This window comes from Pseudomonas sp. S06B 330 (assembly GCF_002845275.2).
Taxonomy (GTDB): Bacteria; Pseudomonadota; Gammaproteobacteria; order Pseudomonadales; family Pseudomonadaceae; genus Aquipseudomonas.
Genome location: NZ_CP088149.1, coordinates 2,056,723 through 2,082,195, shown reverse-complemented (window position 1 = coordinate 2,082,195; position 25,473 = coordinate 2,056,723). Strand labels below are relative to the sequence as shown.

At 60.4% G+C, this 25,473-nt stretch carries 17 protein-coding genes; 3 read left to right on the top strand and 14 right to left on the bottom strand.

What is annotated here, in order from left to right; all coding sequences use genetic code 11:
- Positions 1-12: 12 nt before the first annotated feature.
- The 11 genes from CX511_RS09585 to CX511_RS09535 form a co-directional block, all read right to left on the bottom strand.
- Positions 13-1,464: a class-II fumarase/aspartase family protein gene (locus tag CX511_RS09585; protein WP_045180284.1), complete on the bottom strand. Its 1,452-nt coding sequence runs from the start codon at positions 1,462-1,464 to the stop codon at positions 13-15.
- Positions 1,464-2,897, bottom strand: coding sequence for an adenylosuccinate lyase (gene purB, locus CX511_RS09580; RefSeq protein ID WP_101292066.1), 1,434 nt, complete (start codon positions 2,895-2,897; stop codon positions 1,464-1,466). The genes CX511_RS09585 and purB overlap by 1 nt, the downstream gene beginning before the upstream one ends.
- A gap of 30 nt (positions 2,898-2,927) precedes the next feature.
- A complete protein-coding gene (locus CX511_RS09575; protein WP_045180282.1) occupies positions 2,928-3,914 on the bottom strand; it encodes an HOASN domain-containing protein in 987 nt (328 codons plus the stop codon).
- 41 nt (positions 3,915-3,955) lie between these two features.
- Positions 3,956-4,981 (bottom strand): HOASN domain-containing protein, encoded by a 1,026-nt coding sequence (locus CX511_RS09570; RefSeq protein ID WP_082071286.1) that lies wholly within the window; start codon positions 4,979-4,981, stop codon positions 3,956-3,958.
- A 551-nt stretch (positions 4,982-5,532) separates the two neighbouring features.
- Positions 5,533-5,727 carry a heavy-metal-associated domain-containing protein gene (locus CX511_RS09565; RefSeq protein WP_101292064.1) on the bottom strand — a complete coding sequence of 65 codons (195 nt, stop codon included), beginning with the start codon at positions 5,725-5,727 and terminating at the stop codon, positions 5,533-5,535.
- 92 nt (positions 5,728-5,819) lie between these two features.
- The gene (locus CX511_RS09560; RefSeq protein WP_143527696.1) at positions 5,820-6,068 is read right to left on the bottom strand and encodes a hypothetical protein; all 249 of its coding nucleotides are present in this window, start codon (positions 6,066-6,068) and stop codon (positions 5,820-5,822) included.
- Between the two features lie 88 nt (positions 6,069-6,156).
- Positions 6,157-7,161, bottom strand: a complete 1,005-nt coding sequence (locus CX511_RS09555; protein ID WP_101292062.1) for a 2Fe-2S iron-sulfur cluster-binding protein — start codon at positions 7,159-7,161, stop codon at positions 6,157-6,159.
- 12 nt (positions 7,162-7,173) lie between these two features.
- Positions 7,174-9,747: a heavy metal translocating P-type ATPase gene (locus CX511_RS09550; protein WP_045180276.1), complete on the bottom strand. Its 2,574-nt coding sequence runs from the start codon at positions 9,745-9,747 to the stop codon at positions 7,174-7,176.
- Positions 9,748-9,807: 60 nt separating this feature from the next.
- Complete coding sequence (locus tag CX511_RS09545; protein ID WP_045180274.1) at positions 9,808-11,301, bottom strand: efflux transporter outer membrane subunit; 1,494 nt, start codon at positions 11,299-11,301, stop codon at positions 9,808-9,810.
- The gene (locus tag CX511_RS09540; RefSeq protein ID WP_045180272.1) at positions 11,298-14,474 is read right to left on the bottom strand and encodes an efflux RND transporter permease subunit; all 3,177 of its coding nucleotides are present in this window, start codon (positions 14,472-14,474) and stop codon (positions 11,298-11,300) included. Before CX511_RS09540 ends, CX511_RS09545 begins: the two co-directional genes overlap by 4 nt.
- Positions 14,471-15,637 (bottom strand): efflux RND transporter periplasmic adaptor subunit, encoded by a 1,167-nt coding sequence (locus tag CX511_RS09535; RefSeq protein WP_052675457.1) that lies wholly within the window; start codon positions 15,635-15,637, stop codon positions 14,471-14,473. Before CX511_RS09535 ends, CX511_RS09540 begins: the two co-directional genes overlap by 4 nt.
- Positions 15,638-16,039: 402 nt before the next feature.
- Between CX511_RS09535 and CX511_RS09530 the strand changes: the two genes are divergently transcribed.
- Entirely contained in the window at positions 16,040-16,711 is a 672-nt protein-coding gene (locus tag CX511_RS09530; RefSeq protein ID WP_045180269.1) for a DUF3313 domain-containing protein, read from the top strand.
- 304 nt (positions 16,712-17,015) lie between these two features.
- Here CX511_RS09530 and CX511_RS09525 read toward each other — a convergent pair whose 3' ends face one another.
- Entirely contained in the window at positions 17,016-17,219 is a 204-nt protein-coding gene (locus CX511_RS09525) for a hypothetical protein (RefSeq protein ID WP_045180267.1), read from the bottom strand.
- A 75-nt stretch (positions 17,220-17,294) separates the two neighbouring features.
- Here CX511_RS09525 and katG point away from each other — a divergent pair, with 75 nt between their 5' ends.
- Together katG and CX511_RS09515 are read left to right on the top strand one after the other, a co-directional pair.
- On the top strand, positions 17,295-19,550 hold the full coding sequence (gene katG, locus CX511_RS09520) for a catalase/peroxidase HPI (RefSeq protein WP_101292061.1): 2,256 nt from the start codon (positions 17,295-17,297) through the stop codon (positions 19,548-19,550).
- Positions 19,551-19,932: 382 nt separating this feature from the next.
- On the top strand, positions 19,933-20,871 hold the full coding sequence (locus tag CX511_RS09515; protein ID WP_045180263.1) for a Ppx/GppA family phosphatase: 939 nt from the start codon (positions 19,933-19,935) through the stop codon (positions 20,869-20,871).
- Positions 20,872-20,874: 3 nt separating this feature from the next.
- On the opposite strand, the gene CX511_RS09510 is transcribed toward CX511_RS09515, so the two are convergent.
- Together CX511_RS09510 and ydiJ are read right to left on the bottom strand one after the other, a co-directional pair.
- On the bottom strand, positions 20,875-22,047 hold the full coding sequence (locus CX511_RS09510) for a DUF2252 domain-containing protein (RefSeq protein ID WP_409077880.1): 1,173 nt from the start codon (positions 22,045-22,047) through the stop codon (positions 20,875-20,877).
- Between the two features lie 385 nt (positions 22,048-22,432).
- Positions 22,433-25,453 carry a D-2-hydroxyglutarate dehydrogenase YdiJ gene (gene ydiJ / locus CX511_RS09505; protein ID WP_101292059.1) on the bottom strand — a complete coding sequence of 1,007 codons (3,021 nt, stop codon included), beginning with the start codon at positions 25,451-25,453 and terminating at the stop codon, positions 22,433-22,435.
- Between the last annotated feature and the right edge of the window lie 20 nt (positions 25,454-25,473).

Genomic DNA, 25,473 nt, shown 5'->3' with positions numbered 1-25,473 from the left:
GCGATGGGTAACTCAGTGATGGCTGGCAACCTTGCCCAGCACGTTGTCGACGATCTCTTGCGCCATGCCCAGATGACTTCTGGGTTCAAACAGCCTGGCCAGCGTCTGCGCAGGCATGACGGTGTTTACCCGCGGGTCGGACTCGATCGCCTCACGCATCGAAACGCGGTTGCGCTGGCAGGTTTGCGTAATCTCGAAAATGATTGCGTAGGCGCTGCTCTTGCCCAGCTTTTTCGCCATTTCGAACACAAACGCCTCGGTGCAGATGGCATCGCTGAACGCGTCTGCCGTACGCGCCATAGTCTTGTCGTTGACCGTGAGGCCGCTGATGGTGTCTGTCAGCAACGAAAAGGCCATCAATGCGTAGTGAGAGACGTCAGCTACCGCACACCACTCAAGGCGCGTACCGCGATAGTCGCGTTCATGCTCCAGAATCATGGCATCGAGGGCGAGCATGACCTGGGCCTTGGCCAGGCGGGCAAGCACTACCACCTGTTCGCAGCCCTCAGGATTGCGCTTGTGCGGCATCGTGCTGCTGCCAATCTGTTGCTGCGTCCAGCCCACCTCGACCTCGCCGATTTCCCAGCGATTCAAGGTGCGGATCTCGTCTGCCACGCGGGCTAGCGAAGCGGTGACCATGGCCAGTGTACTGACGAACTCGGTGACCCGGTCGCGCGATACGTGCCAACCCGCCAGCGGCACCTCCAGCGACAGCCGCTGGGCAAATTTCTCCAGCATGGCCATGGCCTCACTGCCAAAAGCTGCCATCGTGCCGACGCCACCGAACAGCTGGACCACCAGAATCCGCTTGCGGGCTTCGCCAAGGCGATCGCGGTGGCGCAAGAGCTCGTCGATCCAGCCGGCGACCTTCAGCGCGAAGGTGGTGGGCAAGGCTGGAATCGAATGGGTTCTGGCAACCATGAGGCTATTGCGTTGCCCATCCGCCAGCACCGCCAGTTTGGCCAGCAGCGCATCCAGTGCGTGCTCCATCGCATCCAGCACGTCGCGCATTTCCAATGACTGGGCGGTGTCCTGGATGTCCTGGGTGGTAGCGCCGAAGTGCACGTACTCGCGGGCGCTCGGGCTGCAGTTCTTCTGCAATGCACCGAGCAGCGGCATCAGTGAATGCCCGGTGCTGGCCACACCCTCGGCAATCTGGTGTAGATCGACCGCTGAAAGCTGCGCCGCCTTCTCAATATCGAGCGCGGCCTCGCGCGGGATAATACCGACATCCGCCTGAGCCATTGCCAGCGCGGCTTCCACGTCGAGCCAGCGCTGCAGGCGACAGTGGCTGCAGAATATCCTCCGACTCACGGGGCCGGCGTAGCCTCCCCCGTGGGTTTTCGAGTCCAGAATGTGGCTGTGTTCGTGTCGGCACCCCTCTTCGGCGTGTTCAGCACCGATGTGCTGCGAAGGTACAGTGCACGCCGCACGGGCTACCCGTTCCAATGTTTGCTGATCCATCACATACCCTCCATCACGTGCTGAGACTGATTGGGTTGTCCTTGCGTTGACTGCGCGCCTTCACGCTCATCGCGTAAAGAATCAAGTTGCGGATTGCCAGCGACCCGGTCGACCATGGCCGCCGCCAACCCTGTGTAGGTCGTAGGGTCGAGCAGGTCTTCCAGTGCCTGCGCGGTGAAACACCCCTGCAGGCGCTGATGATTGAGCAAGGCGGCGCGGAACGACACACCGATTTGCCGCGACGCCAGGGAGACCTCATGGACCAGCTCATGGGCCGTCTGCTTGCCTACCTGCGCCCCCAGCGCGAGCATCACCCGCTCCGACAAAATCTGGCCGCCGAGCAGGTCGAGGTTGGCGCGCATGCGCTCCTCGCGAACCTCAAGCCCGGCCGCCAGCAAGTCCTCCATGCGCGTGAGCAGTGCACCGGCGTAGATGAACAGTTCCGGTAAAGCCGCCCACTCGATACGCCAGGTGGTCCCGTCGCGCTCATGCAACTGAAAAGCCGCGTCCGTGAGCGCCACCATCTGGCCCCGAACCAGGCGCGACAACGCGCTGATCAGATCGACCGTCGACGGATTTTGCTTGTGCGGCATGGTGCTGCTGCCGACCTGCCCTGGCCGCGAAGCTTCGCGCACTTCGTCTATTTCGCTGCGCTGCAGGTGATAGATTTCGTTAGCGACCCGGCCCAGCGTCAGGGAGGCCTGGACCAGCAGCCAGGCGGCCTCCAACACCCGGTCCCGTGCACTGTGCCAACTGGTCAGTGGCGCGCCGAGCCCGAGCCTGGCCAGCGTGCGCCGCTGGATCTCGAAACCCTGCGCACCAAACGACGCCATGGTCCCCACCGCGCCCGTCAGATTGCCGACCAACACCCGTTCACGCGCCTCATCAAAACGTGCCAGGTGCCGGTCAATTTCATCGACCCAGACCGCGACTTTGTAGCCAAACGTGGTCGGCAGTGCCTGTTGACCATGGGTGCGGGCAACCATCGGCGTGTGCTGGTAGCGCAGGGCCAGCGCGAGCAGCTGCTTGCGGATCGCATGCAGGCGACTCAGGGCCCGACTCCAAGCTTGCTTGATCTGCAGAATCAACCCGGTATCGAGGATGTCCTGAGTGGTCACGCCGTAATGCACGTACTCACCCCACCCGCCTGAACAGGCCCTGGCCAAGGCGCGGATGGTGGGCACCAGGATGTGCCCTGTCTCCATGCTTTCCCTGCCCAGTGCTTCGAGGTCGAATCGCCCCACCTCAGCCACACGGGCAATCTCCTGCGCCGCCTGCTGAGGAATAACACCCATCTCTGCCTGGGTTAGCGCCAGCGCCAACTCGACATCAAGCCACTTCTGCACCTGATTGCTATCAGAGAAGATCGCGGCAAATTCCGGGGACGAGTAGGCCCCCCCGTGGATACGGGATTCTGTTATATGACTCGGCATGTTTTATCGCTCGCTTTGTCCCAGGGGCGGTTACTTCACGCTCTGCAATTCTTCCCAGACCGCGTCGTAGTAAGCCCTTTCCAAACGGAAGTGTTGCGCCAACGAGGTCAGGAACGAATTCTGGAACGTCAGGTCTGGAATGCGCCGCGAGATAAGCTGCCACTCACGCTTGGCCCGAGGCGGCACGAGGCTGATGTGAATCTTGTAGTACTCGGCCGCCTCTTCGCTGATACCAGCCTGGAGCAGCGCGTGATAGAGCTTTTCGTGGTTGCCCGGCACCACCAGTTCGGTAATGTAGAAAACCGCCAGGCCCCAGCCGGCATCCGGGTTGCGGAAGCTGCGTGCGCGGTTGTTCAGGTAGGCGATTTCTTCAGGCATCGTCGAGACGGCCGCAAAGTCCGCTTCCAGATCAACGGCGCTTAGCAGCTTGGCCAGCAACCGTGGATGCGAACGCTGCTCGTCCTCTTCGCCCAATTCGCCATAGAGGTAGCGGCTGAGCGCGGCAGCTTCGTCGACATCCGCCAGGTTGACCAAAAGGTCCGCCGCATCCCGATACAGGCGAAAGGTCCGGAACCATTGGTGGCGCAGAAAGACCTGCAGTTGCGCAGGGGACGCTGAACCTGCGAATACATACTGCGACATCGGGTGCTTTTCGCGAGATTGCGAAGCAATCTCTTGTTCGAGCCGTTTCTGGAAATCCGCCTCGGACAGTGGCGAGGACAGATCGGCAGATGGCATGAAGCGCTCTTCCACGCGATAGATGGCATTGGCCAGCCAGCGTCGGGTGAGCGCTGTGTCAACGTCATCGCTCAGCGAAAGGATATAGAGCAGCTGCTGATACTCAGCGTAGGCCGTGGCGTTACCCTGGTGGGCCGTCTCGGTCAGATCGCCAAGCACCTTGGCGGCGATTTCGATTTGGCTGTAGGTGGCATTGGCTGCCAGCGCATCAGCGACGATACGTGCCTCACGGCTGTGAAGGTGTTGCAGTTGCTGCAGAGAAAAATTGCGAGTACTCATCCTGTGTGCTCCTTATTTTGTTCTACGTGCACCCTGACGGCTCAGGCTGTGTGGGTGGACTGCTTCTGCATTTCCTGCCACAACATATCGAAGTAGGCCTTGTTGATTTCGAAGTGACGTGCCAGCGCCTGCAGGAAGGTGCGCTGGAACGCTTCGTTCGGCGCGAACTTGGCAATGAGCGCCCACATCTCCTCGGTATCGATCTCGTCCTGAGTACCGTGAAGGCGGTGAAACTCGCTGGGCTGCTCTGGAACATCCAGGCGTTGCAACAGTTCGTAGATGCGCCGATGGTTGACGCAACTCACCGACTCGACCGCGTACAGCAAGGCAAGCCCCCAGGCGACATCGGTGTGACGCACGCAACGGATGCGGTTATTCAGATAGGCCTTTTCCAAGGGTTGCAGCGCTGGGAAATCGATACGCAGCGGAATATCGAAATAGGTCATCAGGTGAGAAAGCAGCGCTGGGTGCGAACGCTCCGGCGTCTCCGCCCCTGCTTCGCCATACAAGTTGCGATAAAACACCGAGGCGTCTTCGATGGCTTCGAAGCGAAAGGCAAGCTCGGCCAGGAGGCTGTAAAAGTTGTAAGAGCGGGTCCAGTGGTGTTCCAGAAAGAATCGCACATCCTCGATAGGCGGCGTGCCTTGGAAAAGGTGGACCGACATGGGGTGATTGACCCGACTGCGTGCCGCGATCTCGTCATCGACCTTTTTGCGGAACTCATCCACGGGCAATGCAGAAAAGTCAGCCAGCTTGGGCGCGAATTGATCTTCGATCAGGTACACCTGGCTCGCCATCCAGCGCCGGGTCGGTTCTGTACGAGGTTCACCCGCATTGTGCAATTCCAGAAGCAGTGACTGATACTGCGCGTAGGCGCTGGCGTCTCCTGCCAGGCCCTTGGCGGTGAGGGCCAGAAGGGCCTCGAGCGCGAAGGTGACCTGCACATAGGCAGCGTCGGGTTTCAATGCCGCGGCCACCAACACGGATACATCGGCGGCGGGCGCTGCCGTTTGCTCGAAAAAAGTTTCTGGGTTAACAGCGTCGCGGTATGCACTGACCTTATTCATGAACATCTCCATTAGTTACCAACGAATTCCATTTCATCAACGGTTCACAAACAATGTGGCGACGCAACCCCCGAGCATTAGGTTTATGTTGCCCGCGCGGAGGCGGTAGGCGGCGTGTGCGGGAGTGTGATTATTTATAGCCACAGGAATGTCGGCGCACACTAACAGCGGGCCCGCCGAAGAAACTAAGTAAGAAGAGGTACTACAGCGATGTTGGAGCGGAACACTAACCATGTAACTGCCCTTTCTTTGTTGTTGTGGGGAAACCCTAAAGCTTCCCACCGTGGAAAGGTCAAGCCATGGACATGATTTTCTCCGCCCATAAGAACGGTATAAAAAAGTGCCAGGCGCAGTGTGTTTCAGCCCCTATTATCGGCACTTTCTGGGCAACCTGCTGAATATCCGCCGTGCGAAAGGATCGAGGCGATGGCCGAGCAGACTCTTATAGAAATACCAGCTTACAATTTCAAGTATCTGCCCCGACAATGTCGGGAAGAATGCCCGGATGACAGCAGTACCCAACGTTTCAGCGCTGCCATCATCGTTTCGGCTTACTGCTCGTGGGGATAGCCGGCCTCGCTAAGCACCTCGAGGAACGCGCGCTCATCGACCGTGCTTTGAACCTTGACCTTGCGTGTTGGCGGATCGGTTTCAATGCGCGCCTGCGGGTCGACACTCAACAGCGCTTTGGTGACAGATTTGGCGCAGCCGCCGCAGGTCATGTTAGGGATATTGAAACTAAGCATTATTTTCTCCTGATGGTTTACTACATTCAAAAATCATAGAACTTACTAACATGGCAATGTCAAATTCCGACAACCATTCATCATTAAAACCATTAGTCGTACTGTGTTGACTCATCGCGTTCACGGGCAGCTACCGAGTTATCCTCCTTTGTGCTGCGGCGCTCGATGAAGTACTGGGGATTTTTCACCAAACGACCTTCCTCCCATACGTAGAGCGGAGTTATATTTTCGTTTTGAATATCATAATTGCCATTATTCTTCGGATTACCACCCTTGGCCATAACTGCACTGGGTGCCAGCGCAATAGCGACGAAAAACAAAGCAGAAAAAGTCATTTTCATAATATGTTCCTTCATAGCGTGAATCTTTCTTTTCCCCTGATAAAAATGGATGGCCACCTGCGGGAGGCATTTACTTACCCGCTTATAGTTACAGGGGCGTAAAAAACACATCGGCATGCAGGTCCTCTGCCCGCAGCCCGCGCGACAGGGTGATCTGCATCGCGGCTTCAACCATCGCAGGCGGCCCGGCGACGTAGGCTTTCCAGCCGTCAAAATCCTGCAGGTCCGCGCCGATGGCATCTGTTACGTAGCCCGTACGCCAACGCGCCACAGCAGTGGCATCCGATAGAACAGGGATGAACACCAGGTTGGGCTGGCGTTGCACCAATCGCTCGAAGTGTTCGAGCAGATAGAGATCGCGGTCGCTGCGGGCGCCGAAGTAGCAATAGATCGGTTGTTTCATCCCTCGGGCAATGGCCGTCTCGATGATCGCCTTGATTGGCGCCAGTCCCGAGCCGCCGGCGACGCATAAAATCGGCCCACTGTGTTGTTCGCGAAGGTAGGAGGAGCCGAACGGCCCTTCCACCCCTACCGGATCCCCGGGTTTCAACAATCTGTGGATGCGTTCGCTCGCGGCCCCACCAGGCACCCGCCGAATGTGGAACTCCAGCCCCCGCTCATCGGGCCTGTTCGCCATCGAATAATCGCGCGTGGACGCGCCTGGGAACGTCAAGCGCGCGTATTGGCCTGCGCAAAAGGCCAGCGGCTCGGCACCGTCGATTGCAAGCCGTACCTGCTTGATGTCGTGGGTAACATTCTCCACCGTTTGTACACGGTAGTTCAGGCGGCGGCGGGGATGTGCTGGGGCCTGCTCATCGCCGCCTAGCCAAGTGATGACCGCATCCGTTTTGGGGATTGCCCGGCAGGCGAGGATCAGGCCCTGGGCCTTCTCCTCATCCGAAAGCGCGAAGCGACTGTGATCAAGCAGATCGACCTCACCACTGATCAACCGCGACTTGCACGATCCACAGCGACCGGAGCGACAGCCATGAGGAAAGTCTATGTTGTCGGCGAGCGCTGCTTCCAGCAGGGTCACACCCTCTGGCACGGCGAGGGTACGTCCGGCCTGGCGTATCTCGATATGTTTGATCATGGCGCGCGCCTCTCAATGCTCATTCATCAGGCGTGACGTGGAGGCTGGCGCCGCGTTCGACGATGCCTGCGCATGCGCTTCAACCGACATGGGCACCTGCAAGCCCTTGAGCCGCAGCGCATTGCCGAGCACGAAGACGCTGGAAAGCGCCATCGCTGCGGCAGCGAAGATCGGCGAAAGCAAGGTACCGTTGAACGGATACAGCATCCCTGCTGCCACCGGGATCAACACCGCGTTATAGGCGAAGGCCCAGAACAGGTTCTGCTTGATGTTGCGAATCGTCGCCTGGCTGAGGGCGATGGCGTTTGGCACACCACGCAGGTCACCTGACATCAACACCACGTCCGCCGCTTCGATCGCAACATCGGTACCGGTACCGATGGCAAGCCCGACGTCCGCTTCAGCGAGCGCTGGTGCGTCGTTGATACCGTCCCCCACGAAGGCTACCCGTGCACCTTCGCTGCGGAATTTCTTCAGGGCCGCAACCTTGCCGTCAGGCAGCACCTCGGCCGCCACTTCATCGATACCCAATTGCTTGGCGATCGCCGCCGCCGTCGCCGCGTTGTCACCGGTGATCATCGCGACCTTGAGCCCAAGCGCGTGCAACGCCTTGATTGCATCAGGAGTGGTCTCTTTGATCGGATCGGCGACTGCAATCACCGCCGCCAGGCGGCCATCGATTGCGGCGTACAGTGGGCTCTTGCCTTGCTCACCGAGCCGCCGTGCGGTCGGCAACAGGCTCGTCACATCCAGGCCAAGGTGCGTCATAAAACGGTCCGCGCCGACGGCAATGGTTCGGCCAGCGACACTGGCCGATACCCCGAAGCCTGGGGTGGCATCGAAGCCCTCGACGGGGGCGACGGTAAGGTCGCGCTGCTGGGCGGCGGCAACGATTGCTTCGGCGATCGGGTGTTCGGAGCGGGTCTCGACCGCCGCGACCAGTGCCAGGACTTCGTCATACTCAAAGCCCTCGGCGGTAATCAGATCGGTCAGCTCCGGGCGGCCTTTTGTCAACGTACCGGTCTTGTCGACGGCGACAACACTCACATCCCGTAGTGCCTGCAACGCTTCGCCCTTGCGAAACAGAACACCCAACTCGGCCGCCCTGCCGGTACCGACCATGATTGACGTCGGCGTGGCCAGGCCCATGGCGCACGGGCAGGCAATGATGAGTACAGCGACTGCGTTGACCAGGGCAAAGGTCAGCGCTGGAGCCGGACCGAAGAACAGCCAGACCAGAAAGGTCAGCGTGGCAGCCGCCATCACCGCTGGGACAAACCACATGGTCACCTTGTCGACCAGCGCCTGGATCGGCAGTTTGGAACCCTGCGCTTGCTCGACCAGGCGAATGATCTGCGCCAGCACTGTATTGGCACCGACCTTGGTCACGCGAAAACTGAACGCACCGGTTTTGTTGATCGTGCCGCCGACAACTTCGGCGCCTACGCCTTTTGCCACCGGCACCGGCTCACCGCTGATCATGCTCTCGTCAACATAAGAGGCGCCTTCCACAACCTCGCCGTCGACCGGAATTTTCTCGCCCGGACGCACGAACACGACGTCACCGGCGGTTACCTGATCGAGGGCAATTTCAATGGTTTTGCCGTCTCGCTCGACCCGTGCGGTCTTGGCCTGCAGCCCCACCAGCCGCTTGATGGCTTGCGAGGTCTTGCCTTTGGCGCGCGCCTCCAGCGTGCGCCCGAGCAGGATCAGGGTCACGATCACCGCCGCGGCTTCGAAATAGACGTTGGCGGTGCCCTGTGGCAGCACCTCAGGGACAAACGTTGCGACCAGTGAGTACCCATAGGCTGCTGCGGTACCGACCGAGACCAGTGAGTTCATGTCCGGCGCACCGCGCAACAAGGCCGGTATGCCCTTTTGGAAGAAACGCAGGCCCGGACCGAACAGCACAAGGGTGGCAAGCACAAACTGCACATACCAGTTCATCTGCTGGCCCAGAACGCCCATCACCCAGTGATGCATGGCAGGAATCAGGTGCGACCCCATCTCAAGGATGAAGACCGGCAAGGTGAGGACTGCGGCAATCAGCAACGAACGGCGCAGCGATCGTGCTTCGTGCTCACGACGTTCACTGTCCTGATCGCCAGCATCCGCCGTATCCGAGGACAGCGGTCGAGACGCATACCCCGCCTGTTTGACCGCTGCTTGAAGGTCGGACACCGCCAGGGTGCCGGCAAGGTAACGTACCTGCGCGCGTTCTGTGGCCAGATTGACAGTGGCCTCGAGCACGCCAGGAACTTGTTTGAGTGCCTTCTCTACCCGGCCTACGCACGAGGCGCAGGTCATGCCCTCGATCGACAGCTCAAGGGTCTGCTCTGGGACGCTGTAACCCGCACGTTCGATGGCGTGTACCGCTGCCTGCGGATCGGCTACGCCGGTAAAGGTCAAATCGGCACGTTCGGTGGCCAGATTGACCGTAGCCGAATGCACGCCCGGTACGGCATTGAGTGCGCGCTCGACACGACCTACGCAAGAAGCACAGGTCATGCCTTCGACCGGCAGGCTCAGGCGGCGGGTGGCGGACTTGGATGAATTGGAATCTGCTTGCGCGGCAACGGAAGTCATTGAACTACCCCTTGAGTGTTACTGTTAACGCAAAGCTTGAAGCCTCCCAAGAGGGGAAGGTCAAGGCCTTGGGGTGATTTGTTTCGCATCAGGCATGTAGGCAAGGCCGGCGGCACCAGTACAGTCGTGCTGCGCCTGGGTGCAAAGCTCCCAACCGCCGCCCAGTGCCTTGTAGATACTGACCACGGCAAGGCGCTGGTTGGTACGGGCGATAACCAGCGCGCGCCGGCTGGCGTAATCGGAGCGTTCGGCTTCGAGCACATCCAGGTACACCCCCTCGCCTTCCATAAACTGCACACGCGCCAGGCGCGCCGCCTCACGGTTGGCGGCTGACTCCAGCAGGCGCAGCGCTAACGTGTCACCTGCGGCACCGTAGCCTTTGAAGGCATCATCGGTTTCCTGCAGTGCCCGCAACAGCGTCTGGTCGTAGACGATCAACGCTTCTTGAGTACGGGCCTCGCTGGCAGCGATCCGCGCACGCACACGTCCGGTATCGAGCAGCGACCAGCGAATGGCCGGGCCGATGAAACTGGACTGCGCCCCATCACTCATCGCATCAAGACTCCCTGCGACCAGCCCGATCGAACCTCGTATCTGGATATCGGGATAGAGACCGGCCGTTTCGACCCCGATGCGGGCGGTCGCTGCAGCGAGGTTGCGTTCGGCGGCGGCAATGTCGGCACGCCGGGAGAGAAGCCCGGCCGGATCGCCCACAGCGATGCTGCGAACGGCCAGCGTTTCACGCCCAGGTTTGGCAGCAGGCGGCCTGAATGTCTGCGGCGATTCGCCCAGCAGGATTGCCAATGCGTTGAAAGAGGCGGCGCGGCGGCGCTCAAGGTCCGGCACCAGCGCTTCAACACTGCGCAGTAACGCCTCGGCACGCAGGCGGTCGAGTTCTTGGGCAGAGCCGGCACTCACCATGCGTTCGACCATTTCCAGGCTTTCACGCTGGCTTTGGCTGATGTCGGCAGCGACAGCCAGTTCAGCTTCCAGTCCACGCAGCTCGAACCAGGTAGCGGCCACCGTAGCGGCGACCCCTGCCTGCACACTGCGCAGCAATGCTTCACGAGAACCGGCCTGGGCCTGAGCCGCCTCCACGGATCGGCGCACCCGGCCAAAAAGATCAATCTCCCAGGACGCGTCGACCGCCCCGCGATAGGTTTCGATATGCCGCTGCTGGCCGGACGGTGTTTCGACTTCACTGCGGCGAAAGCTCTCATAGCTGAGTGCGGGGCCGCCGCTAGGCAGGAAGTCCTGACGATTCTCACGTAAAACGGCCTTCGCCTCTTCGAGCCGTGCGACCGCGATGCCGATGTCATGATTCGAGGCCAGGGCGCGCTGGATCAGGGTCGATAGCGCAGGTTCGTCGAAAGCCCGCCACCACTCGACCTCAACCGCCCCGGCGTTGAGGCCCGCGGCAGGTTCGCCGAAACTGGCTGGAAAGCGCGATGACGGCAGTGAAGACGGCGAATAGTCTGGGCCTACCGCCGCGCATCCGGCCAGGAGGATGAGCGCACTGAGCGGTAACAACACGGCGTGAATGGGACCTTTCATGACCTGCTCTCCTCCATGTGCGCCTGTGACGGTGAGCCGTGCCGCTCGAAGCGGGCCGCGAGGCGCCGGACCAGCACATAAAACACCGGCGTCAGGAACAACCCGAACAGCGTCACCCCGAGCATGCCGGCGAACACCGCAACCCCCATGGCCTGGCGCATCTCAGCCCCAGCGCCGCTGGCCATCGCCAGTGGAACGACACCGGCGATAAAGGCCAGCGAGGTCATCAGGATCGGCCGCAAACGCAATCGACACGCCTCGACAACCGCGTCCAGGGTGCTGGCGCCTTCGGCTTCAAGACTGCGCGCGAACTCGACGATAAGAATGGCGTTCTTGGCGGCCAAACCGACCAGCACGACAAGCCCGATCTGGACAAAGACGTTGTTGTCGCCGCCCACCCACCACACGCCAATGATCGCGCTGAGCAGGCACATCGGCACAATCAGCAGCACCGACAAGGGCAGCAGCCAACTGTTGTATTGCGCAGCAAGGATCAGATAAGCGAGCAGCACGCACAGCGGGAAAATGAACAGCGCGGAATCACCGGCCAGTTTTTGCTGGTAGGTCAGGTCAGTCCACTCAAAGCTCATGCCTTCCGGCAACACTTCCTTGGCCAGTTGCTCCATGAGTGCCACTGCTTGCCCGGAACTCACCCCGGCCATCGCACCACCAGAGATGTCCGCCGACGGGTAACCGTTGTAGCGAATCACCCGGTCTGGACCGGAACTGGGTGTGACGGTGACAAACGACGACAACGGCAACATGGCCCCTGCGGCGTTGCGCACCTGCAAACGGCCAATGGCCTCGGCCTGCATGCGGTGATCGGCATCGGCTTGAGCCATCACCTTGTAGGTGCGACCAAAGCGGTTGAAGTCGTTGATATAGAGCGAGCCGAGATAGACCTGCAGCGACTCGAACACATCCGCCAGGCGCACCCCTTGGCTTTTGACCTGGGTACGATCGATGACGACATCGAGCTGCGGTGCATTGATATCAAAACTGGTGAGCAACCCAGCCACCTGGCCTGATTCGGTCGCTTTCATCATCAGGATCTGAGTCTGCTGAACCAACGCCTCGAGCCCGGCGCCCGCACGATCCTCGACCTGCATCTTGAAACCACCGGTGGCGCCAAGGCCCGGCACCGGTGGTGGCGGGAACACCCCGAGGAAGCCATCGGGGATGCTGGCGAACTTGGCTTGCAGGCGCCCGGCAATGGCGTTCGCCCCCAGATCGGCCGTTCCGCGATCCTCGAACGGGTCGAGCATGACAAACATCACGGCGGCGTTCGGCACGTTGACAAAGCCATTGATCGAAAGCCCCGGGAAGGCAACAACGCTTTCAACCCCGGGCTCTGCAAGCGCAAGCGTCGACATTTGCTTGACGACTGTTTCGGTGCGATCCAGCGAGGCGGCGTTCGGCAGTTGAGCGATTGCCACCAGATAGTATTTGTCCTGCATCGGCACGAAGCCCGGCGGCACCGCCTGAAAGCCGAAGTAGGTCAGCCCCAGCAGCCCACCGTACACCACCAACGCCACCCCGCTAACCCGCACCACCTTGCGCACGGTGTTGCCATAGGCGTTGGGGGCGTTTTGGAACGGCCGGCCAAGTGCCTGCAGCCAGCGAGCAGCGCGTCCTCGCGGGCTATGCCGATCGACGGCGACTGAAGCTTTGCGCGGGCGCAACAAGAGTCCGGCGAGGGCCGGGCTCAGTGTCAGCGAGTTGATCGCCGAGAGAATGGTCGAGATGGCGATCGTCAGCGCAAACTGACGATAGAACTCACCTTGTAAACCACTCAGGAACGCGGTCGGGATGAACACCGCAGCGAGTACCGAGGTGATCGCAATGATCGGGCCGGTGACTTCATCCATGGCGCGTCTTGCTGCCTGAGTAGGCGGCTCGCCGTTTTCGATATGCCGCTCGACGTTCTCGACCACGACGATCGCATCGTCGACGACGATACCGATCGAAAGTACCAGGCCGAACAACGACAAGGTATTGAGCGAGAAACCCATCAGGTGCATGACCGCAAAGGTGCCGATAAGCGACACCGGCACGGCCATCAGGGGGATGAGCGAGGCCCGCCAGCTGCGCAGGAACACCACCACCACGATCACGACGAGAAAGATCGCTTCCAACAAGGTTGTGGCTACCGTTTCGAGCGAGGCGCGCACGAAGACTGTCGGGTCATAGGCGATCCGCGAGCTCAGCCCAGCAGGGAAGTTGCCTTCAAGCCGCTGTATGGTTTCCCGTACCGACTGGGCAACATCGAGTGCGTTGGCACCCGGACTTTGAATGATCTGCAATGCCACCGCTGGCTCGCCGTCCAGCAGACTGCGCAGTGCATAGGCATCGCCGCCCATCTCGATGCGGGCGACATCACGCAAGCGCGTCACCTGGCCGTTGTCGCCGGTGCGGATGATGATGTCGCCGAACTGCTGCTCGTCGCTCAAGCGCCCGAGGGTATTCACCGTGACCTGAAAGGCAGCAGTGGAGTTCGGCGCCTGGCCAACCGAGCCGGAGGCCACCTGCACGTTCTGTTCGCGTACCGCGGCAATCACCTCCCCCGCCGTCAGCCCACGTGCGGCGATCAGGTTAGGATCGAGCCACAGGCGCATGCTGTATTCACCAGCTCCCCACACCAGCACATCGCTGACGCCCGGGAGACGGGACAATTCATCGCGCACCTGCAGGTAGGCGTAGTTCGAGATATAGAGGGGATCGTAGCGTTTGTCGGGCGACAGCAGGTGCACCACCATCAGAATGTCCGGTGACGTCTTTTGCGTAATGACACCCTGGCGCTGCACTTCCTCCGGCAACCGCGACAGTACCCGCGAGACCCGATTTTGCACCTGGACCTGAGCCATATCGGCATTGGTCCCCTGAGCGAACGTGACGGTCAGGATCATTCGACCATCGGTTGCCGATTGTGAAGACATGTACAGCATGCCCTCGACGCCGGTGATTGCCTGCTCAATCGGCGCGGCCACTGTTTCCGCAATTACCTTGGGGTTGGCACCTGGGTAGGCGGCCGTTACTTGCACCGTTGGCGGTGTTACTGCCGGGTACTCACTCAACGGCAACTGGAAGAAGGCAACGATTCCGGCAATCACCATCAGAATCGAGAGCACGATGGCAAAGATCGGCCGATCAATGAAGAACCGTGGGAACGTCATGGCGCGACTCCCACAGCGTGTGACATTTCAATCGGCGTACCATCAATCGCAGCCACCTGTGGTGTGATCTGCATGTCCGGGCGTACCAGGCCTTTGACGACGATGCGTTCACCCGCTTGCAAACCTTGATTGATCACCCGCAAGCCATCGACTATCGGCCCCAGCTCCACGGGCCGGTATTGGGTCTTGTCGCCTTCGCCGACGACCAGCACATAGCGGCTGCCCTGGTCAGTGCCTATCGATTGATCGGAAACCAGCACCTGCTCTTGAGGCGCGCCCGTTTCCAGTTTGACCTTGGCAAAAAGACCCGGTGTCAATTGTCCATCGGGGTTGTCGACCACCGCGCGGACCCTCACCGTTCCGGTTCCACGATCGGCGGCATTGGCGAGGAAGTCGAGACGACTGGGGCGCGAATAGGTGGTGTCGCTGAGCAGGGCCACCATGACCTTGGGCGCTTGTGATGCCGGGGTGCCGGGCTTGCTTCGACCTTGGGCGAGCGAGCGCAAATAGGTGCGTTCATCGACATCGAAATAAACGTGCAGCGGATCAACCGAGACGATGGTGGTCAGCGCTGTTACGCCATTGGTGACATAGTTGCCCTCGGTAACGAGGGTGTGACCAACGCGGCCGCTGATGGGCGCGGTGACGCGAGTGAAACTCAGGTCCAATTGCGCAGCGTCCAACGCTGCCTTGGCGGCGTCGACCTGCGCTTTGCCGGCATTGCGTGAGGCGATGGCGGTGTCCAGGCGGTCACGGGCGACAACCTTTTTCGCAAACAGCTGCTCCGCGCGTGCATGCTCGGCTTGTGCAAGCTGTGATGTCGCCTCGGCCTCGCGCAAGCGCGCCGTCGCAGCGTTCACTGCAGCCTGAAATACGCGGGGGTCGATGAGAAAAAGCCGGCTGCCTTTCTCAACATAACGCCCCTCGGGCACGCTGACTTCCTGAATGTAGCCCGCGACCCGTGGGCGAAGTTCAACCCGCTTGACCGCGCTCAGGGAGCCGGTGAACTCGACAAAGGGCGTCACCGGGCGAACGATCACCTCGGCAACCGGAACGCTGGGGGGCTTGGCCGCAGCGTCAGTGGGCTGGGTCTCCTTGCATCCAGCGGTAATGAGGGCGACTGCTATCGTCGCCGTGATCAGGGTTATGTGTTTGCCTTTCATCATTGTGCCTTCCCGGGCTGGAGTCGACTTGGATTTGCTGAGACGAAACAGCTTCCAGATCGCTTATCCGACTTGACACATTGGGAAGGTCAACCCTTTTTTACGGCTCTTCAGGGATACCGTCGCGGGCAAACCCACTGCCCCTTATGGGAGCCAACCTTGCTGACGATGGCATCGATTGGGCTTCAGTGAGGGCACGGTGCCTGCACCGGTTGCAAGACCAGCTCCCACAAAAGCGAGTGCAACGGCTCGACGCGCCACATCGGCGACCTGTAACAGAAAAGCACTAAGCTTCAGGCAGGCATTGGTCATTGATATTTCTATAAAAAAAGTCGGCTTTCTAGAGAAAACCGACTAATTTTATCAATGCTGACGTCACTGCTGACCACACTGGAGCTTCATATGCAAATCAGATCACTTGCCGCATCGTTGTGCGTGCTTTCTTTCGCGCTGTCGGGGTGCGCCAGTAAGTATGTCGAACCCGATCAGTACTCGGGCTTTTTGAAGGACTACAGCCAACTCAAAGAAGAAACTTCGCCCTCTGGGGCATCAGTCATGCGCTGGATTCAACCCGGTGTGGATGTGAAGCGCTACACCAGCGTTTACCTTGAGCCCAGCCAGCTGTACCCGCAGCCGCAACCGACCGAAAAGCTGCCTGAAAACACCCTCAAAGGCATCACCCAGTATTACGATCAGGCCTTGAAAAACGCTTTTGCCAAAGAGTTGCCGTTGGCTAACGGCCCTGGCCCGAAAACCCTGGTAGTGCGTCCGGCCATCACCGCCGTCAGCGCTTCAACCAAAGGCCTGCGCCCTTATGAAGTGATCCCTATCGCCCTGGTGGCCGCTGGCGTCAGCGCCGCGACCGGGATCCGCGACCAGGACACCACCCTCGCCACAGAAGCCGCATTCATCGACAGCGCCAGCAACAAAGTGGTGGCGGAAGTGGTTCGCAAGGGAGCCGGCGCCGATCTTGAGAACTCCTCTCAGGTCGTACAAGCCACCGACTTCCGGGCGGTGCTCAATATCTGGGCACAGGACATGGCCAAGTCCTACCAACACCTTAAGACCCAGTAAGCACGTAAACCAGACGGACCGTCTTTGCCAGGACGGTCCGTCTCGGTGTGCTCAGCGCATCAGGCACCTTGCAGTCGCTGACCGATATCTCGCAGAGCAAGCGTAATGTATCGAATGCATCCTGTTCACCGACAATCCCTACTGGCCCTGAGCTTGAGCCTGCTGTCCCGGCAGGCATTGCTGAGCTGCAGGGCACTCAGGTCAGCGCCAATGCGCAGTTGACAACTGGGCGCAGCGCGCGCCAACGGGTTCCTGGGGCTTCGCACTGAAAGACTGACTCTATCAGCCCCCAATACTCGCGCTATTAGCCCTGGCTGTTGCCCGCGTCTAGCCTATATTTATCGCTGCACTGATCCGGCCGGATGGCTTCTGGGAAGGCGGTAACAAAGCGGCTTGCGCCGTTCTTCTCGCGGTACGTCACCTGTCCGATAATGAGATTGCCGCTGAGCTGTCCGTGATGGCCATCATCGATTCGTTGATCGAAGCGCTGGCCTTGAACCGATGTCATTGATTTCACTCATCTCTACTCGTTTGGCAAAACGGGTCGGATTGTGGGGTGAGTCCATCCAGAGGTGAAACAGTCATGTCAAACGAGTCAAAATGCCCGTTCAACCATGCTGCTGGCGGTGGCACCACCAACCGAGATTGGTGGCCCGACCAGCTGAACCTGAAGATCCTGCACCAACATTCATCCCTGTCCGATCCGATGGACGAGGGTTTTGACTACGCTAAAGCCTTCAAGAGCCTGGACTTTGCTGCCCTCAAGCAAGACCTGCGGGCACTGATGACCGACTCCCAGGACTGGTGGCCGGCCGACTTTGGTCACTATGGTCCGCTGTTCATCCGCATGGCCTGGCACAGCGCCGGGACCTACCGCATCGGTGATGGCCGCGGCGGTGCCGGCTCCGGCCAGCAGCGCTTTGCCCCACTCAACAGCTGGCCCGACAACGTCAGCCTGGACAAGGCCCGGCGCCTGCTCTGGCCGATCAAGCAGAAGTACGGCAAGAATATCTCCTGGGCCGACCTGATCGTGCTCACCGGCAACGTTGCCTTGGAATCCATGGGCTTTAAGACCTTCGGGTTTTCTGGTGGCCGCGCTGACGTCTGGGAACCGGATGAGGATGTGTACTGGGGCTCAGAAACCAAGTGGCTGGGTGGCGATACCCGTTATGGCAAGGCCCAGCCGCCCGGCGACGCGCCGCTGGTGGCCGAACCGTCCCCGCAAGAACAAGAAAGCCGCACTGGCAACGGTGAGCGCAACCTGGAAAATCCGTTGGCCGCCGTGCAGATGGGCCTGATTTACGTGAACCCGGAAGGCCCAGAAGGCAACCCTGACCCGATCGCCTCAGCCAAGGACATCCGCGATACCTTTGGCCGCATGGCCATGAACGATGAAGAAACCGTAGCGCTGATCGCCGGTGGCCATGCCTTCGGTAAAACCCACGGTGCCGGCCCCGCTGACAACGTCGGCGCCGAACCGGAAGCTGCGGGTCTTGAAGCGCAAGGTCTGGGCTGGCACAACACATTCGGCACCGGCAAAGGCCCTGACACCATCACCAGTGGCCTGGAAGTCACCTGGACGTCAACGCCCACGCAGTGGAGTAACGAGTACCTGGAAAACCTGTTTGGCTTCGAGTGGGAGTTGAGCAAGAGCCCGGCCGGTGCCAACCAGTGGCGCCCCAAAGGCGGTGCCGGTGCAGACAGGATCCCGCACGCTTTTGACCCGTCGAAGAAACAGGAACCGAGGATGCTGACCTCGGACCTGGCGCTACGCTTCGATCCGATCTACGAGCCCATTGCCCGGCGCTTCAAAGACAATCCCGAGCAACTGTCTGACGCCTTTGCCCGCGCCTGGTACAAGCTCATTCACCGTGACATGGGCCCGCTGTCGCGCTACCTCGGCCCGGAAATGCCTGGCGAAGAACTGCTCTGGCAAGATCCGATCCCGCCAGTCGATCATGCCCTGGTCAACGATGCTGACGCCACAGCGCTCAAGGCCAAGGTGTTGGCTTCGGGGCTGTCCGTGCCGCAACTGGTATCTACTGCCTGGGCGGCAGCGTCGAGCTTCCGCGGCTCGGACAAGCGCGGTGGTGCCAACGGCGGACGCCTGCGTCTGGCACCGCAGAAAGACTGGGAAGCCAATCAGCCAGCACAACTGGCCGAAGTGCTGGGCAAACTGCAGAGCATCCAGAACGACTTCAACGCACAGGGCAGCGGCAAGAAGATCTCCTTGGCTGACCTGATCGTGCTGGCCGGTAATGCGGGTGTCGAACAGGCGGCGAAAAACGCCGGTTTTAACGTTACGGTGCCGTTCTCAGCCGGTCGTACTGACGCCTCCCAGCAACAAACCGATGTCGAGTCGTTTAGCCTGCTGGAACCGGCTGCCGATGGTTTTCGTAACTTCGTCAAAGCTGGGGTCAAGGTCAGACCTGAAGCCTTGCTGTTGGACAAGGCGCAACTGCTTACCCTCAGCGCGCCAGAGATGACCGTGTTGATCGGCGGCCTGCGAGTGCTGGGCAATAACGTCGGCAGTAACGCCCAAGGCGTATTCACCCAACGCAAAGAGCAGTTGACCAACGACTTCTTCCAGAACCTGCTGGACATGAGCGTGGAATGGAAACCAACTTCCAGCGCCAATGACAGCTACGAAGCCCGCGACCGCAAGACCGGCGAACTGAAATGGAGCGCGAGCCGCGTCGACCTGATGTTTGGTTCCAATGCCCAATTGCGGGCACTGGCCGAGGTGTATGCCAGCAGCGATGCCAAGGACAAGTTCGTCAACGACTTCGTCGCCGCCTGGACCAAAGTGATGAACCTGGACCGTTTCGACCTGGCGTAAAGGAGCGCTAATACGCCCCGCCCTGCCGCTTCAGGGCGGGGCGTTTTTATTCTGCTCCGTATTTTTCTGCGCTATCTGCATCTGTAATGGAAAACCTGAGACTCCGACAATAAAGGCACCACAAGGCATGTGCCTGTTTCCTGTTCAATTCGGAGTGCTTATGGGCAAGCTTGCTCTTTTCGTCGTTGGCTTTCTGGTACTGGCCATTGGTATTGGTGCATTAGGGACCATTTCGCCGCTGTAGAAGCAATAGTCCTCCGGCCGTAGCGCTGCCGCCAGGCTGCGGTTACAAATCAACCTGTCATCTTCACGTCATTTATCGGGTGGAAAATCATCGCGGGCGCTTTAGAGCGCTAACCGATGAACGTGCAAGGACCACCCGATGAAAAGCGACACCTCTCTGTTTGCGGCCATTGACCTGGGGTCCAATGCGTTTCGCATGATGATCGGCCAACCGGTCAAACGAAACCGCCAATGGCAGATCGAGGAAGTGAAATCCTTGCGTGAGCCTGTGTGCCTGGCTGAGGGCCTGCATGACGGCGCCCTTGATGAATTGGCGCTGGACCGCGGTTGGCAGGCGCTCGCACGCTTTGGCAAGAAACTGCGCGGTTTCGAACCTGGACGCGTGCGCGCCGTGGCCACCAGCGCCGTGCGTGAAGCGGCCAACGCCAAACGCTTCTTGAGTGATGCCCAACGCCACCTGGGCTTCCCCATCGATGTCATCTCTGGCGAGGAAGAAGCGCACCTGGTATATGCCGGCGTCAGCCATCGCATCCCGTCTGCCGATACCATGCGCCTGGTGGTGGACATCGGCGGTGGCTCCACCGAACTGATTCTCGGCTGTGGTAGTCAAGCGCTGCTGACTGAAAGTCTGTGCATTGGCAGCGGCACCTGGAGCACGCGCTTTTTCCCCAACGGCCAAGTGTCGGCCCAGGCGCTGTTGAACGCCGAGCGCACCGCCACCTTGCAGTTCGAAAAAGTCGCCCGCCGTTACCGGCATCTGGGCTGGCAGCAGGCGATTGGCTCATCAGGTACGGCACGGATGCTGGCCAAAGTACTAAGGGCCAATGCCTTGAATGACTGCGGTGAAGGCGGTATTACCTACCGTGGTTTGTTGCGCCTGTCGGTACTGCTGCTCGAAGCCGGGCACGTCAACAGCAGCCGCTTCGCTGTCTTGCAGCCCCATCGCCAACGAGCGCTACCGGGTGGTCTGGCAATCATGTTGGCAGCGTTCAAGGCCTTCGGCATTACCGAGATGATGCCGTCCGAGCCTGGATTGCGCGTGGGTGTGCTGCATGGCTTGATGCTCAGTCGCGCCTGAGCCTCACTCCTCCTCCATCAGTGCCCGGATTCGCCCGGATTTTTCCGCACTCAGCAGCGCGGCATAGTCTTTGGCATTTTGCTTGGCGTAAGCCACGGCAAAGCTGCCGATGGCCTGGTCGAAGCTGTCGGTTTTTCCCAGGTAGCCACTGATCAGTGCCGCATCGCCTGATTTGGCATGGGCCCGTGCCAAGGTGCTACCGCACCACTCGGCGTACATTTTCAGGCGCGGTGCGGAGATGCCTTCGATCGGAGCCGACATTTTCATGTCGCGCAACTGACGTACAAAGTAATCCCTGCCCTGTTGCCCTCGGGTCCAGCCGAGAAAAATATCGCTGGACGACTGCATCAGCCGCTGCCCGGTCACCACACGCTGGCCTTGGTTGTCATACTCACTCTTGCCGGCATAGGGCGCCAATACCGAGGGGCAAGCTTCTTTGAATTGCAGCAACAGCGGGTGGTTTTCTGCTGAAAAGAACAGACCGACAAAGCAATAGGTACCCACGCTGCCGATGCCGACAGCTTTGACAGCAATGTCTTCAAGCCGGTAACGATCGAAGAGCACCCGCCGCTCATGTGGCAGCGACAGTCGATAGTCTTGCAGTGCCTCACGGGCGCGCTCGACGAAATTCTTTTCATCGACATGAAAAAGTATCGGCGGCTGGTCGATCAACCGTCTGCGCCCCGCCACTTCACTGCTGATCTTGGGATAGAGGTAATCACCGACCCGCACTTTGGCCTTGGCTACGATTTGCTCACGGAACTTCTTGATCTCAGCCGTGGGCGCCATATCAATGATCATTTGCGCGTCCAGGCGGTCGTACCAAACTTCGAGCGGGCTCAATTTAGACAGTTTGCGAAGGCGCTCGCGATACGCTCGCACACACTCCATTGCGGCAGCCCGCGCTGCCTTTTCGCTAAGCCGGTTATCCTGTGCTGCGACCACAAAACTGATTGCCAGACGTTTTACATCCCATTCCCAAGGAGCGGGAAGGGTTTCGTCGAAGTCGTTGATATCAAAAATCAGGTTGCGCTCAGGCGTCGCGAACAAGCCAAAGTTCAACAGGTGACAATCACCACAGGCCTGTACGTGAATACCCGTAGTCGGGGTCATGGCCAGGTCGTGCGCCATCAGACTCGCCGAACCGCGCAAGAAAGTGAACGGGCTGCGCACCATACGCCCATAACGCACGGGTATCAGATTGGGCAACCGATAGCGGTTGGACTTTTCCAACAGCTCAATCGGGTCACGGTGCTTGCGCGCAGGCTTCCACTCAGCGTGCAACGCGTGTGGCAGGCGCGCGCGGAGTTGCTCACCAGCGCTCAGGCGCTCCTTGCGCGAACGAAACACCACCTCCTCCCTGTTGGCGGTGGATTTTTTCGTTGAAGCGTTGGCAGGCTTACTTTTGCGCGGGGACATGTCCGCTCCTTTGCTCAACGCTGGTTTTTACAAGCGTAGCACCACTCTTTTCGCAAGATCTGCTGTCGCACAAGCGCAAAGAATCGAATCGGATGAACGTATTCGCCACCGGGCACATCCCTGTGCTCCAGGGCGAATTCCATCAAGCGCTAAGCTGCTCCAACAGCACCTCCAACGGGTGACGCAAGGTGCGGTCCGCCTGGCGCTTGACCTGGCTGCGGCACGAATATCCGGTTGCCAGTGCTTCACCCTCTTTATCCAGCTTACCCGCCCAGGACTGTTCGAAAATGGTCTTCGAGGTGTCCTGATTGCGCGCTTCGTGGCCGTAAGTACCAGACATGCCGCAGCAGCCGGTGGCTTCGGTGGCCAGTGTCAGACCCAGGCGGGCAAACACCTGCTCCCACTGCCGGGTACTGGCTGGCACGTTGGTCTTCTCGGTGCAGTGAGCCATCAGCCGGAAAGTGGTAGTGGCTCGGGTCGACTGCTCGGGCAGCACCTCCATCAGCCATTCCTGAGGCAACAATACTTTCGGACAGACCTCCAGACCGGGGACCTTCTGATACTCCTGGCGGTAGACCAATGTCATGGCAGGGTCCAGGCCCACCAACGGCACGCCGCATTCAGCCAATGCAGTGAGTTGACGGGCATTGCGGATCGCCGCCTTGTTGAAAGCGCCGAGGAAGCCCTGGACGTGCAGCGGCTTGCCGTTGGCACTGTACGGTGCCAGGTAGATACGATGCCCCAAGCGATACGCCAGGTCGATGAAAGCGGCCAACACCGGGGTTTCAAAGTAACGGGTGAAGGCATCCTGGACCAGCACGATGCTGCGCTCACGCTGCGCCGGCGTCAGCTCGCGCAGGGCTGGAATGCTGGCCATGCGCACATTGCAGCGGGTCAGCGTAGCCTGCAGGTTGAAGCGACTGATCAACGGGCTGTCGAGCATGCCGACATGGCGCTCCAGCAGGTGGCTGACCCATTTCGAGCCCATCACCGCGTTGTACAGCCCAGGTGCATAGGCCAGGTACGGGATGCTGAACTCCAGCGAACCGATCAGGTAATCGCGCAGCGGCCGCTGGTAACGTCCGTGGTAAAGCTCGAGGAAGCGCGAACGAAATTCCGGCACGTTGACCTTGATCGGGCACTGGCCTGCGCAAGATTTACAGGCCAGGCAGCCGGCCATGGCATCGTAAACTTCATGGGAGAAATCAGCTTCGCCTTTTTGCCGCGACAGGTTGTTGCGCAGACGCGCCGGCAAGCCTTTAAGCCAGGCGAGCTTGCCCTGGGCAGTGGCCAGCACGTCGATGTTGGCAGCCCCCTGCAGGCGCAGCCATTCACGGATCAGCGACGCGCGGCCCTTGGGTGAATGTTGACGCTCGCGGGTCGCCTTCCATGATGGGCACATGGCGTCGTTGGGATCGTAGTTGTAGCAGGCGCCGTTGCCGTTACAGTGCACGGCGCTGCCAAAGCTCTGCCAGACGCGCTCGTCGATCTGCCGGTCGAAGTCGCCGCGCATGGGCGCTTCGTTGACCTTGATCAGGCCCTGGGCGCTGTCCGGCGGGGTGCAGATTTTGCCCGGATTGAGCTGGTTGTTCGGGTCGAACGCACCCTTGAGCGCTTGCAGCGAGGGGTACAGTTCACCGAAGTACTCCGGCACGTATTCCGAACGCAGACCCTTGCCGTGTTCGCCCCAGAGCAGGCCGCCATAACGCAGGGTCAGCGCTGCCACGGCATCGGAGATCGGCTTGACCAGCGCCGCCTGGGCCGGGTCTTTCATGTCCAGGGCTGGGCGCACATGGAGCACCCCGGCATCGACGTGGCCGAACATGCCGTAGGCCAGGCCATAGCTGTCGAGCAAGGCACGGAAGTCGGCGATATAGTCGGCCAACTGCTCTGGCGGTACAGCGGTGTCTTCCACGAACGGCTGCGGTCGCACTTCGCCCTCGACGTTGCCGAGCAGGCCCACCGAGCGCTTGCGCATGGTATAGACCCGCGTCACCGCCTCGGCGCCTTCAGCCAGGGTGTGGCCCAGACGCTCGACGCTGGTGTCGCTCTGCAGGTGGGCGACGAACGCCTGTACCCGCGTGTTGACCTCAGCCGGATCATCACCGCAGAACTCCACGAGGTTAATGCCCAGGGTTGGGCGCTCGGCGTCGGCGGGGAAGTATTCGGCGACGCTGTGCCAGACGATGTCTTTCATCGCCAGCATCAACACCTTGGAGTCCACAGTCTCGATCGACAGCGGCTTGTGCGCCATCAGCGCATTGGCATCGCGCAGGGCGTCCATGAAGCTGGTGTAGCGGACGTTGACCAGCACCGCGTATTTCGGGATCGGCAGCACATTGAGCTTGGCCTCGACCACATAGCCCAGTGAGCCTTCAGCGCCGCAGAGCACACTGTTGAGGTTGAAGCGGCCCTGCTCGTCGCGCAGGTGCGCCAGATCATAGCCGGTCAGGCAACGGTTGAGTTTGGGAAAGGTTTGCTCGATCAGTTCGGCCTGGGTTTCCTGGATCTGCCGGGCAGTGCGGTACACCTCGCCAGCTCGACCGGGCTCGGCACAGGCCGCATCCAGCTCGGCGTCACTCAATGGCCGGGTGTGCAGACGTTGGCCGCCCAACAGCACGCTGTGCAGTTCCAGCACGTGGTCGCGGGTCTTGCCATAGGTGCAGCTGCCCTGGCCACTGGCGTCGGTGTTGATCATGCCGCCGACAGTCGCGCGGTTGGAGGTCGACAGCTCCGGGGCAAAGAACAGCCCATGGGGCTTGAGCGCCGCATTGAGCTGGTCTTTGACCACTCCGGCCTGAACCCGTACCCAACGCTCCTCGGCGTTGATTTCGAGGATGCTGTTCATGTGCCGCGACAGGTCAACGACAATGCCGTCGGTCAGCGACTGGCCGTTAGTGCCGGTACCGCCACCGCGCGGAGTCAGCTTGACCGCGCTGAAGCGCGGCTCGGCCATCAACGCGGCGATGCGCGCGACATCTTCGGCGTCCTGAGGGAATACCGCGGCCTGGGGCAGGCGCTGGTAGATCGAGTTGTCGGTGGCCAGCACGGTGCGGGTGGCGTAGTCAGCGCTAAGCTGGCCACGAAAACCGGCACTGCGCAGGGCTTCAAGGAAATCAGGGTAGAGCGTGTCCGGGGCGGTGCCGGTCAATCGGGCGATCATCGGGGGATGGCCTCATTTAT